Source organism: Sphingopyxis sp. GW821-FHT02C12 (assembly GCF_059421785.1).
In genome coordinates, this window is sequence record NZ_JBWKVQ010000002.1 from 986412 (window position 1) to 998914 (window position 12503).

The following is a 12503-nucleotide window of genomic DNA, read 5'->3' on the forward strand; positions in this document are numbered from 1 at the left end:
CACGCAATAGCGCGAGTCGTCACCTGACCGCCAGTCGAAGGCGGGGGGAGGTTGGTCGAAAGCGCGGCCCGGCTCAATCGGCCGCCGCTGGCGCTCTCATCGCGCCGCGCCAGCCGCCGCGCCGGTACACCGCCCATGCCATCGCGAGCGAGGCAATCGAGGACAGCGGGAAGCTCCACCACAATATGTCGCTGCCGATCAGCGGGTAGCCGAAATAATAGATGCCGAGGCGGATCGGGAACATCGACAGGAACAGGATGATCAGCGGCGGCACGACCGAACCGTTGGCGCGCAGCGTGCTGATGAGGACGATCGTCGTGCCGAAGGGCAGGAAGGTCCAGGTGGCGATATACTGGATGTTGCGCGCGACATCGATGGCGTCGCTGCCGCTGCCGAGGAACAGCGCGAGCGCGGCGCGGTCGAAGAGCAGCAGCAGGACGATCAGCACCCCGGTCATCGCGAGATTGATCGCGATCCCGCTGTTGGTGACCGACGACACGCGGTCCCAGCGCCCGGCTCCGATATTCTGCGCCGCCATCGAGCTGACCGCGGCGCCGACCGCGAGCGCGGGCATCTGGATATAGTTCCACAGCTGCAGCGTCGCGCCATAGGCGGCGGCGGTGACGAGGCCCTCGCGGTTGACGAGGCCGACCATGACGAGCCCGGCCCCCGAAATGACGAGCATCTGGGCGCCCATCGGCAAGCCGCGCCCGATGATGAAGCGCAGCTCGCTCCATTTGGGGAGCAGGTAGGACAGCTCGTGCCCGCGCAGGCGCAGGACATGGTTCTTCGCATAGAACCAGCCGATCATGCCGATCAGCGCGATCGTGCCGGCAACGGCGGTCGCCAGCGCGCTGCCCGCGATGCCGAGGCGCGGGAAGGGGCCGAGGCCGAGGATGAGGATCGGGTTGAAGGCGATGTCGAGCACCACGGCGAGGATCATGAAGCGCAGCGGCGTCACCGCATCGCCGGCGCCGCGCGAGGCCATCATCAGCGTCACCGACAGCATGGAGGCGGGCACGGCGAGGAAGGTCACGCGCAGATAGTCGTGCGCGAGCGCAAAAGCCTCGGGCGGGGTTTTCAGCCAGTGCAGTATCTGATCGGACGCGAACCAGCCGACGATCGCGATGACCACCGAGAAGATCAGCGCGAGGCCGATGACGCCGCCGGTCGCCCGGCGCGCAGCGTCGACGTCGCCGCGGCCCATCGACTGGCCGATGAGCACGGTCGCCGCCATGCCGAAGCCGAAGAAGGCGCCGAACATCAGGAACATGATGATGTTGGCGTTGGCGGTCGCCGCGAGTGCGCTTTCGCCGAGGAACTGGCCGACCCAGATGGCGTTGACCGAACCCGACAGCGTTTGGAGAATATTCGACGCCAGCGTCGGCAGCGCGAAGAGGATCAGCGTTTTGGCGATCGGCCCCGTCGTCAGGTCCATCCGCCCGCCGCCGCGCGCAGTCTGGCGCGGCGGAACGGGATTGGCCGCCGGGTCGGCGGCGGCCGCAACCGGCGTCGGCGTGACGGGTGTCTCGCCGTCGCTCACCCCAGACGGGCCAGCGCGGCGGTCAGGCGATCGGCCTCGGCGTCCTTCGCGGCATGGTCGGTGCGCGCTTTTTCGACCGCTTCGGGCTTGGCACGCTCGACGAAGGACGGATTGTTCAGGCGGCCAGCGAGGCCGTCGCGTTCCTTCGCCGCGGCGGCGAGCGTTTTGGTCAGGCGGTCGCGTTCGGCGGCGATGTCGATCACGCCTTCGAGCGGGACGGTGATGGTCTCGCCTTCGACGACGAGTTGTGCCGAGGCGCCGGCGGGCGCGGGGTCGAAGCTGACGGCTTCGAGCCGCGCGAGGCGGTCGAGCTGCGCCGCGAGCTTGTCGGTGCGGGTCCTGAGCGACGGCGGGAAGTGCGCGGTGAGGCGGGCGCCCGGCGGGAGGCCGAGTTCGGCCTTGGCGGTGCGCAGTTCGCCGACGAGCTTGATCAGCCAATCGATATCGGCGCTGGCTTCGGTGTCGCGCACGGCGTCCGGTTCGGGCCATTTGGCGGTGATCAGCGGATAATCGGCGCGGTCGCCCAGCCCGGTCCACAGCTCTTCGGTGATGAAGGGCATGAAGGGATGTAGCATGACGAGGATCTGGTCGAGCACCCAGCCGGCGACGGCCTTCGTCTCGTCGTCGATCGCACCCTTGATCAGCTCGAGATACCAGTCGCAGAAACGGTCCCACGCGAAGCTGTAGATCGCATTCGACGCTTCGTCGAAACGGAAGGCGGCGAGCGCCCGGTCCATCGCGGCGACGGTGTCGGCGACCTCGCCGATGATCCAGCGGTTGACCGGCAGTGTCGCGGCGGGGGCGGTGAGGCTGGTCGAGGCCGAAATGCCATTGGCTTCGCAGAAGCGCGCGGCATTCCACAGCTTGGTCGCGAAGTTGCGATAGCCCGCGAGGCGCGCGTCATCCATCTTGATGTCGCGGCCCTGACTTTCCATCGCCGCCATGAAAAAGCGCAGCGCGTCGGCGCCATATTGGTCGATCAGCCCGAGCGGGTCGACGACATTGCCCTTCGACTTCGACATCTTCGCGCCGTCGGGCGCGCGGACGAGGCCGTGGAGATAGAGCGTCTTCCACGGGACATCGCCCATGAACTCCATGCCCTGCATCGCCATGCGCGCATCCCAGAAGAACAGGATGTCGAAGCCGGAGATGAGGACGTCATTTGGGTAGTGGCGCTTGACGAGGTCGGTGTCTTCGGGCCAGCCGAGCGTCGCGAACGGCCAGAGGGCGGAGGAGAACCAGGTGTCGAGGACGTCTTCGTCGCGGGTGAGCGCGACACCTGCGCCGGCTTCGGCCTGCGCTTCCTCTTCGGTCTCGGCGACGAAGATGCGACCATCGTCAGCGTACCAGGCCGGAATCCGGTGACCCCACCAGAGCTGGCGCGAAACGCACCAAGGCTGGATATTCTCCATCCAGTTGAAAAAGGTCTTTTCCCACGTCTTGGGGACGATGTTGATGCGCCCGTCGCGGACCGCCGCCATCGGCGGCTGCGCCAGCGTTTCGGCGTCGACATACCATTGGTCGGTGAGCCAGGGCTCGATCACCACGCCGCCGCGGTCGCCAAAGGGGGTTTGGATCGTGCGCGGTTCGGCGTCATGCTCGACGACGTCCCCCTCTTTTGAAGTCACGATGTGTGGAATGAGGAAGCCGGCCTCCTTCATCCGCGTGACGACGAGTTCGCGCGCGCCATCGATCCCATCGCGCTTGAAGCGGTGGAGACCGAGATATTCGTCGGGGATCAGCCCGTCGCTTGTCTGGATGACGTTCGCGTCGCCGTCGAGCATGTTGAGCATCTCGCCGGGCTTGAAGCCCGCGCGCTTGCCGACGTCGAAGTCGTTGAAATCATGTCCGGGCGTGATCTTTACCGCGCCCGACCCCAGTTCGGGATCGGCATGTTCGTCGGCGACGATCTTGAAGCGGCGGCCGGTGATCGGCTGCAATATATCCTTGCCGATCACGCTCTTGTAGCGCGGATCGTCGGGGTGCACCGCGACCGCCATGTCGGCGAGCATGGTTTCGGGGCGCGTCGTCGCGACCTCGATATAGTCGCGCCCGTCCTCGAGCGTCACGCCGTCGGCGAGCGGATATTTGAAGTGCCAGAAGCCGCCCTGAACCTCATGCGTTTCGACCTCGAGGTCGGAGATCGCGGTCTTGAGCTTGGGGTCCCAGTTCACGAGGCGCTTGTCGCGGTAGATCAGACCCTTTTTGTGGAGGTCGACGAACACCTTGACCACCGCGGCGGTGAAATGCGGGTCCATGGTGAACTGTTCGCGCGACCAGTCCATCGAGCAGCCGAGACGGCGGAGCTGGCCGGTGATCTGGCCGCCGCTTTCCGCCTTCCACTGCCACACCTTGTCGATGAAATCCTCGCGGCTGTAGTTGGTGCGCTTGTCCTGTCGCGCCTCAAGCTGGCGCTCGACGACCATCTGCGTCGCGATGCCGGCATGATCCATGCCGACGACCCACAACGCGTCTTTTCCGCGCAGCCGTTCGTAGCGGACGAGCACGTCCTGCAACGTGTTGTCGAGCGCATGGCCGATATGGAGCGCGCCGGTGACGTTCGGCGGCGGATTGACGATCGTATAGGGTGTCGCGTCGGGGCGCGCGGGGCGAAACAGCCCGCGGCTTTCCCATTCATGGGCCCATTTCGCCTCGATTGCGGCGGGATCGAATGTTTTTTCCATCGGCATAATGCGCCGCGCTTTGCCAGCCATGGTGCGGCGCGGCAAGGGGGAACCATCCCATTCTCGTCATGCCGGACTTGATCCGGCATCCCGCTTTTCTCGCTGGAAGGGCGGGAGCGGGACCCCGGATCAAGTCCGGGGTGACGAGATAGAGGAAATCGGCGCTATTTCTTGAGGTAGGTCTTCATCCAGTCGAACACCGTACCATACCATTGCACGCTGTTCTGACCCTTCAGCACCCAATGATTCTCGTCGGGGAAGACCAGCAGTTGCGACGGGATGCCGCGGCGCTGGAGCGCGGTGAAGCTGGCGATGCCCTGCGTATAGGGAATGCGGAAATCCTTCTCGCTGGTGATCACCAGCATCGGGGTCTTCCACTTGGCCACGTGATTGACCGGGTTCCATTTTTCATATTCTTCTGGAACGTCGTAATAGGTGCCGCCATGCTCCCACTCGTCGAACCATAGTTCCTCGGTCTCATAGGCCATGGCGCGGGCGTCGAAGACGCCGTCGTGCTGGACGAGGCATTTGAAGCCGTCGGGCCATTGGCCCGCGATCCAGTTCGCCATGTAACCGCCGTAGGAGCCGCCGAGCGCGCAGGCGTTGCTGATGTCGAGCGTTGCATCCTGCTTGCCCGCGGCGGCGAGGCCGAGTTTCAGGTCTTCGAGCGGCTTGCCGCCCCAATCCTTGTTGATGCTGTCGGTGAAGGCCTGACCGTAGCCCGTCGAGCCGTGGAAATCGATCGTCACCGCAGCATAGCCGGGCGCCGAGAAGAGCCGCGGGTTCCAGCGCGTCGACCAGCCGTTGCCGAAGCTCGACTGCGGGCCGCCGTGGATCAGGAAGGCGACTGGCAGCTTGCCGGTCGCGCCAGCGGGCTTGACGATCTGGCCCCAGACGGTGTCGCCATTGGCGCCGGCGAACTGCAGGCGCTTGACGTCGACGGGGTCGATCTCGGCCATTTGCGCCTTGTTGACTTCGGTCAGCCGGGTAATCTTGCCCTTGGCGTCGCGGACGAACAGGTCGGTCGGGTCGGCGATGCTGTTGCGGCTGTAGAGCAGGGCGCCGCCGGGCAGCGGGGTGACGTCGCCGATATTGCCTTCCCACTGGTCGGTGGTGGCCTTGAGCTTTTCGACCTTGCCGGTCTTTGCATCGACCTTGAACACCGGATGGTCGAGCACATCCTGCGCGGTGACATAGAGCGACTTGCCGTCGGGCGCCCAGGCGATCGAGGCGACCGAGCGATCCCAGGCGTCGGTCAGCTTGCGCGTCTCGCCGGTCGACAGGTCGCGGAGCATGAGCACTTGGCGGTCGGCCTCATAGGTCGGCCGCGCCATTGCCGCGTACGCCAGAAACTTGCCGTCGGGCGAGGGGGTGGGCAGGGTGTCGGTCGCCGCATTCGCCTCGGTCAGGTTCTGGGGCATCATCCGGCTGTCGACCAGCCAGCTGTAGATATCGAGGTTGGTCGACATCGGTTCATTCCGGTCGGCCTTGCGCAGCGCGAAATAGACGGTGCGGCTGTCGGTGCCCCAGGCGAGTTCCTCGCCGCCGCCGAAAGGTTTGGACGGGCTATCGCCGGTCAAGCCGGCGTCGACCGCGCGCTCGGTCGTCGCCTTGCCGCCTTCGAGGTTGAAGACGAAGGGGCGGCTGTAGGTGCCCGGCGTCTCCCATTCGTCCCAATGGCGGACGAAGCCGACGCCGTCCTTGTACAGGCGGCCGGTGCCGGGTCCGGGCAGCGCGCCCTTGTCCTTGGCGTCGCAGCCGAAGGTCGTGCATTCCTTGGCGATGTCGCCCCATGCGAGCAGCTTGGTGCCGTCGGGCGAAATCTTGAAGCCCGAAACGTCCGCCTTGGTATCGGTCACCTGCACGGCCGGCGTGTTCATCGACTGGAGGTCGATGCGCCAGATCTGGCTCTTGCCCGAAGCGTTGGAGAGGAAGAACAGCATGCCGTCCTTGTGGAAGGCCGGGTCAGTTTCATTCTTGCCCGCGGTATCGGCGATCCGGACCGGCGCGGCATCCTTGGCGTTGCGATCGACGACCCACAGTCCGGTCGAGCGCTTATACGTCTCGGGCGCGGTCTCGGTCATCTGATAGACCACCCATCGTCCATCGGGCGAGGCGGTCGGCGCGGCGACGCGCTTGAGCGTCGCGAGGTCGACTTCGGTCATCGGCCGGGCGAGGGCAGGGGTCGAGAGAGCGGCGGCGAGCGCGATAGCGCTGGGCAGGATGAAGTTACGCATGCAACGGCTTTAGCGATGCGGCGGGCGCGTTCAAGGCCGAAGCGGCCGCTGTCGCCGCCGCTTTTCCGGGGCGACGGAAAAGCGGGCTTGTCGACGGCAAATCAATCCTCTCTGGCTTTGCCGGCGCCCTGGCGTCATCGGCCCGCGCTCGAAGGAGAATTGCGTGTCGAAGCCCGAGCCGAGTCGTTTGTTCATTCCGCTGCTCGCCGGCGCGAGCCTGCGCGACCGGATGATCGGCAGCATCGGCGCGTTGATGGGCATCGGGCTTGCCGGGCTGATCTGCGCCGCGATGTTTCCGGCGTCGATGCCGTGGATCATCGCGCCGATCGGGGCGTCGGCGGTGCTGTTGTTCGCGGTGCCATCGAGCCCGCTCGCGCAGCCATGGTCGATCGTCGGGGGCAATGCCATCTCCGCGATCGTCGGTATCGTCGTCGCGCAGGCGGTGTCGACCTCGGCCCTCGCCGCCGCGCTCGCCGTGTCGACCGCGATCCTGGTGATGTCGCTGCTGCGCTGCCTCCACCCGCCGGGCGGCGCGGTGGCGCTGAGCGCGGTGCTCGGCTGGTCGACCTTTGCCAGCCATGTCGTCGATTTCCTCGTGCCGGTGCTGATCAATTCGCTCGTCCTCGTCGCGATCGGCATGTTTTTCCACCGCTTCTCGGGACACAGCTATCCGCATCGCGCGCGGCCGGTGGAAGGAAAGACGCTGGTTCCCGCACCGGTGGGCCTGCAAATGGCGGACATCGACGCCGCGCTCGACGATCTGGGCGAGACCTTCGACATCAGCCGTGAGGATCTGGCGCTATTGCTCGAGCGGGCCGAGGTTCATGCGGCGTCGCGGATGGGCAAAAGCTAGGGCGTTCAAGGGACGCTTTCGGTCTCTTCCTCGCCGGCTTTGTCGCACTGCTTGCGGGTTTTTGCCATATTCTCGGACTTGCGCCATGCCGAGCGGAACAAGCGGTCGCGTTCGGCTTTCGCGGCCAGGTCGTAGCGCGCCTGGGCTACCGGGCGACCCATGGTGTCGCGCAGCGATAGCGTCACCGCGGATCCGGTTTCGAGGCGTTCATAGGGATCGCCATCCCAGTCGGTGTCGTCGAGCTGCGCCGAGGCGTAGCGAAAGGGGTTGCCGCCGATCTTGTAGGCGACGCCGAACGGTTCGGGCTCGACGCTCCAGCTGTCGCCGCCGTCCAACAGCACCCACATGGTCAGCCGCCGGAGCGCGCCGCCGGGACCGCCGACGCTCGACACGTCGCCGATGGCCCCCGTCAATTCGCCGATCGCCTCGGCGTCCGCATCGTCATATTGGATGACGAGGCCGGGTTGGCCCAAATCCTGATATTGCGGCGTGCTGGCGTCGAGCATCGGCGGCGTCCAGCTGACCGAGCGAGACCATATCTCGCCGTCGCTGTCGACCTGCGCGGTGACATCGACATGCGCGCCGCGGCTGCCCTTGGCGCTGGCCGTGCAGACCCATTCATCGTCGCCATATTGCGCCGCCGCGGGCGTCGAGGTGGTGAGCAGCGCGGCGACGACCAGCGCGCGGATCATCGGATCAGCACTCCGCCCTTCATCACATGATCGATCTTTTCGAGCGCGCGGATGTCGGTCAGCGGGTCGGCCTGGACCGCGACCATGTCGGCATAGCGCCCCGGCACGAGGACGCCGATGTCGGTGCGGCCCATTTCCTCGGCGGCGCGGCCGGTGGCGGACTGGATCGCTTGCATCGGCGTCATGCCATAGCGCACCATATAGGCGAACTGGCGGGCGTTGAGGCCGTGCGGATAGACGCCGGCGTCGGTCGCGAAGCCGATATTGACCTGCAACTCCACCGCGCGCTTGAAAGCCGCGCGCTGGGCATCGGTGGTTTCGCGGTTCTTGCGCAGATATTCGGCGGGCCAGCCCTCCTTGGTCCCGATGTCGTCGATATAATCGCCGTTGTAGATGTCCATCGCGAGCCAGGTGCCGTGCTGCTTGGCTAGGCGGAGCGTCGCTTCGTCGGCGAGGCTGGCATGTTCGATGCTGTCGACTCCGGCCTCGATCGCATTGCGGATGCCGATCGCGCCATGGGCGTGCGCGGTGACGCGTTTGCCGCGGGCATGGGCGACCTTCACGATCGCACGGAGCTGCTCGGGCGTCAGTTCGGGGGCGCCGGGTTCGGTGCCGATCGCGAGCACCGCGCCGGTCGCGATCGTCTTGATGAAATCGGCGCCATGATCGAGCAGATAGGTCGTTTTAGCGGCCGCTTCCTCGGGCGTCGCCGCGACGCCGAGACGCATGTCGGCGGGCAACTGATCGTTCGGGACGACGCCGTTGAGTTCGCCGCCGCCGCCGGGGATGGTGAGATAGGCGCCGGCGACCCACATGCGCGGACCCGGCACGTCGCCGCGCTCGATCGCGTTGCGCAGCGTCACGTCGGTGAGGCCGCGATAGGTGCCGACGTCGCGGACGCTGGTGAACCCGGCGTCGAGGGTCACGCGGGCGTTGCGCGCGCCGACGAGCGCGGTTTCGGCTGGCGACGCCTTCATCGGCGCGGCGAGGTCGGCGCTCTGGCCAAGGTCGGCGAGGTGGGTGTGGAGGTCGATCAGGCCGGGCAGCACGGTGTAGGCCGACCAGTCGATCACCCTGGCGCCGTCGGGCGCCTTGCCGCACGGTGCAACCTCCTTGATCCGCTCGCCCTCAACCGTGATGCAGTGGCCGGTGCGCACCTCGTCGGTGACGCCGTCGATCAGCCGCCCCGCCGTGACATAGAGCGTCTCCGCCGCCGCCGGGGCGGAATTCGCCAGAAGGGTCGCCGCTGCGGCGGCGATCAGATGGCGGCGCTGAAGGTGTCGCACTGGCGGGGGTCCCCGGTCTGCAGGCCGCGGCGCAGCCAGCTCATACGCTGTTCGCTCGTGCCGTGGGTGAAGCTTTCGGGGACCGGGCGCTGGCCCGCCGAGCGCATCAGCGTGTCGTCGCCGATCGCATTGGCGGCGGTCATCGCCTCTTCCAGGTCGCCGGGTTCCATCACGGGTTGGCCGGCGCTGTTGCGCGCGCGGTTCGCCCAGACCCCGGCATAACAATCGGCCTGCAATTCCATGCGCACCTGATAGGCATTGCCCTCGGCCTGTGACGATCGTTGCTGCGCCTGGCGCACCTTGTCCGAAATACCGGTGATCGTCTGGATATGGTGACCGACTTCGTGCGCGACGACATAGGCCTGCGCGGCGTCGCCCGCGGCGCCGAAACGCTGCGCCAGTTCGTTGAAGAAGGCGGTGTCGAGATAGACGCCCTGATCGGCGGGGCAATAGAAGGGACCCATCGCCGCCTGCGCCGCGCCGCAGCCCGACCGGTTCTGGTCGGTGAAGAAATTGAGCGTCGGGCGCTGGTAATTGCTGATAAGATTGCCCCACACTTGATGCGTCGAGCCGAAGACATTGCACGCGAATTTCTCGGCCGCCGTGTCGCAGGCGACGTTGGTCCCGCCGCGGCTGTCGGCCTGCGGATCGACGGTACCGCCGCCGCCCGACAACATGTTCATGCCGCCGCCGAAGAACATGAAAGCAAGCGCGCCGAGCAGCAGGATCGTGCCGCAGCCCATTTTGCGTCCGAGCAGCATCGGGAGCAGTCCGATGAGCAGCCCGCCCATGCCGCCGCCACCCCCGCCGCCGCCAAATCCGCCGCCGCCGCGGCCGAGGTCGCGGATATCGTCGCCGGGATCATAATCGTCGAGGCGCATTTCGGGGGTCTCCAGCGCAAAAGTCAGGTCCTGTCCGTTTGTGGCAGTAGCCCGCCGCAATTGGAAGGGGCTTCGCATCGTCCGCCTTGCAATGCGCCGTGTTGCGGTGCACCAATCAGCGCCCCCGACCGAAGGATGCCCCCGAGTCCATGCCGCGCCGCGCTGCCAAAGCCGCCTTGCCTTTGCCCGACCTCGTCGTGCTGGTGCTGCAGGGTGGCGGCGCGCTCGGCGCCTATCAGGCGGGGGTTTATGAGGCGCTGATCGAGCTTGGGATCGAACTCGACTGGGTGGCGGGGATTTCGATCGGCGCGGTCAATGCCGCGATCATCGCGGGCAACAAGCGTGACGAGGCGGTTGGCAAGCTTCGCGCGTTCTGGGACGGCGTGTCGTCGGCGCTGCCGTCGCTGCCGATCCCCGACAACGACATGGCGCGCGAGTGGAACCACCTTGCGGCGGCGGGGCAGGTGATGGCGTTCGGGGTGCCGGGGTTCTTCACGCCGCGCTGGCCGCCGCCGGCGCTGGCCGAACGGCAGACGCCCGGCGCGGTGAGTTTCTATGACACGTCGCCGCTGGTCGCGACGCTCGACCGGCTGGTCGACTGGGACCGTCTGAACGACGGCAATGTCCGGCTGTCGGTGGGGGCGGTCGCGGTCGAGACCGGGAATTTCCGATACTTCGATACCAAGAGCGAGCGGATCGACGCGCGGCATATCCTCGCATCGGGCGCGCTGCCGCCGGGGTTGCCGCCGATCGAGATCGACGGGACATGGTATTGGGACGGGGGGCTCGTGTCGAACACCCCGCTCGAACATGTCGTCGAGGCGGCGCATGAGGATATGCTGGTGTTCCAGGTCGACCTGTTCCCGGCGCGCGGCGAGCGGCCGCACGATCTGGAAGAAGCCTGGTCGCGCGAGAAGGATATCCGGTTTTCGAGCCGGACGCGGCGGATTTCGGACGGACTGGTGCGGCGGCGGAAGGAGCATCGGTTGATCGACCGGATGTTGGCGAAGTTGCCGCCGGGCGTGAGCGAGCTGCCGGAGGTTCGGGCGGTGCGCAAGATGGTCGATTGCAAGGCGCTGAATGTCGTGCAGCTGGTGCATAACCCTTTGAAATGGCAGACGGGTGCGCGCGATTTCGAGTTTTCGCGGACCGCCGTGGAGGCCAATTGGGCGCAGGGCCGGGAGGCGGTCGAGGCGGCGATGAAGGACGGGCATCTGCTCGCGGAAAGTATCGCCGAGGGGCGGTCGGAGAGCTTCGCGGTGCAATCGGACGGTCTGGTTCCGAAACGGACCACGGAAAATACAGGGTAAAATCTCCCCCCAACAAAGGAATTCATCATGCACCTGAAAGGCAAAACCGCCCTTGTCACCGGCTCGACCTCGGGCATCGGACTCGGCATCGCCAAGGCGTTCGCGGCGGCGGGCGCGGATATCATCATCAACGGGTTCGGCGAGGCGGCGGCGATCGAGGCCGAGCGCGCGGCGCTGGAGGTGTTGAACGGCGGCAAGGCGGCCTATGACGGCGCCGACCTGACCAAGCCCGACGCGATCGAAGACATGTTCCAGCGCGCCGACAAGGATTTCGGCGGGGTCGACATCCTGGTCAACAACGCCGGGATGCAGTTCGTGTCGCCGATCGAGGATTTCCCGGTCGAAAAATGGGACATGATCATCGCGCTGAACCTGACCGCGTCGTTCCACACGATCCGCCACGCGGTGCCCGGGATGCGCAAGAAGGGCTGGGGGCGGATCATCGGCACCGCGTCGGCGCACTCGCTCGTCGCCTCGCCGTTCAAATCGGCCTATGTCACCGCGAAGCACGGCCTCGCCGGGCTGACCAAGACGGTCGCGCTGGAAGTCGCCGATGCGGGGATCACCGCGAACTGCATCAGCCCGGGCTATGTGTGGACGCCGCTGGTCGAGAATCAGATTCCCGACACGATGAAGGCGCGCAAGATGACGCGCGAGCAGGTGATCAACGACGTGCTGCTCGCGGGCCAGCCGACGAAGCAGTTCGTGACGATCGAACAGGTCGCGGCGCTGGCGGCGTTCCTGACACGCGACGAGGCGGCGAATATCACTGGGGCGAATTTGAGCGTCGATGGCGGGTGGACGGCGGCGTAATCGCTAACCCTCTCCCCTTGAGGGAGAGGGTTGCGAAGACTTGGCAGCTTGCTGCCTAGTCGAAGCTGGGTGAGGGGTTGCGGTCGCAAGCGACCGCGCGAGCCAAAGGCTCGCGACCCCTCATCCAACTGCGGCTAGTTCGCTTCGCTCGCAAGCCTTCGTATCCTTCTCCCTCAAGGGGAGAAGGAATTTGCATCCGCCTTG

The 12503-nt window shown here is 66.3% G+C and carries 9 protein-coding genes; 3 read left to right on the forward strand and 6 right to left on the reverse strand.

The window, feature by feature from the left end:
- Positions 1-73: 73 nt before the first annotated feature.
- The 3 genes from AC07U1_RS20040 to AC07U1_RS20050 form a co-directional block, all read right to left on the reverse strand.
- Positions 74-1438 (reverse strand): MATE family efflux transporter, encoded by a 1365-nt coding sequence (locus AC07U1_RS20040; RefSeq protein WP_492739770.1) that lies wholly within the window; start codon positions 1436-1438, stop codon positions 74-76.
- Between the two features lie 101 nt (positions 1439-1539).
- Positions 1540-4233 (reverse strand): valine--tRNA ligase, encoded by a 2694-nt coding sequence (locus AC07U1_RS20045; RefSeq protein ID WP_495177776.1) that lies wholly within the window; start codon positions 4231-4233, stop codon positions 1540-1542.
- 158 nt (positions 4234-4391) lie between these two features.
- Positions 4392-6464: a dipeptidyl-peptidase 5 gene (locus AC07U1_RS20050; protein WP_495177775.1), complete on the reverse strand. Its 2073-nt coding sequence runs from the start codon at positions 6462-6464 to the stop codon at positions 4392-4394.
- 163 nt (positions 6465-6627) lie between these two features.
- Here AC07U1_RS20050 and AC07U1_RS20055 point away from each other — a divergent pair, with 163 nt between their 5' ends.
- The gene (locus AC07U1_RS20055) at positions 6628-7317 is read left to right on the forward strand and encodes an HPP family protein (RefSeq protein WP_495177774.1); all 690 of its coding nucleotides are present in this window, start codon (positions 6628-6630) and stop codon (positions 7315-7317) included.
- 5 nt (positions 7318-7322) lie between these two features.
- Here AC07U1_RS20055 and AC07U1_RS20060 read toward each other — a convergent pair whose 3' ends face one another.
- Genes AC07U1_RS20060 through ypfJ form a run of 3 tightly spaced genes read right to left on the reverse strand, consistent with a single transcriptional unit; the run spans position 7323 to position 10176 of the window.
- A complete protein-coding gene (locus AC07U1_RS20060) occupies positions 7323-8009 on the reverse strand; it encodes a hypothetical protein (RefSeq protein ID WP_495177773.1) in 687 nt (228 codons plus the stop codon).
- Positions 8006-9295 carry a metal-dependent hydrolase family protein gene (locus tag AC07U1_RS20065; protein ID WP_495177772.1) on the reverse strand — a complete coding sequence of 430 codons (1290 nt, stop codon included), beginning with the start codon at positions 9293-9295 and terminating at the stop codon, positions 8006-8008. The genes AC07U1_RS20060 and AC07U1_RS20065 overlap by 4 nt, the downstream gene beginning before the upstream one ends.
- Positions 9268-10176: a KPN_02809 family neutral zinc metallopeptidase gene (gene ypfJ, locus AC07U1_RS20070; protein ID WP_495178462.1), complete on the reverse strand. Its 909-nt coding sequence runs from the start codon at positions 10174-10176 to the stop codon at positions 9268-9270. Before ypfJ ends, AC07U1_RS20065 begins: the two co-directional genes overlap by 28 nt.
- A 149-nt stretch (positions 10177-10325) precedes the next feature.
- On the opposite strand from ypfJ, the gene AC07U1_RS20075 reads away from it, so the two are divergent.
- Positions 10326-11486, forward strand: coding sequence for a patatin-like phospholipase family protein (locus AC07U1_RS20075; protein ID WP_495177771.1), 1161 nt, complete (start codon positions 10326-10328; stop codon positions 11484-11486).
- A 27-nt stretch (positions 11487-11513) separates the two neighbouring features.
- On the forward strand, positions 11514-12299 hold the full coding sequence (locus AC07U1_RS20080; RefSeq protein ID WP_056350785.1) for a 3-hydroxybutyrate dehydrogenase: 786 nt from the start codon (positions 11514-11516) through the stop codon (positions 12297-12299).
- Positions 12300-12503: the final 204 nt, after the last annotated feature.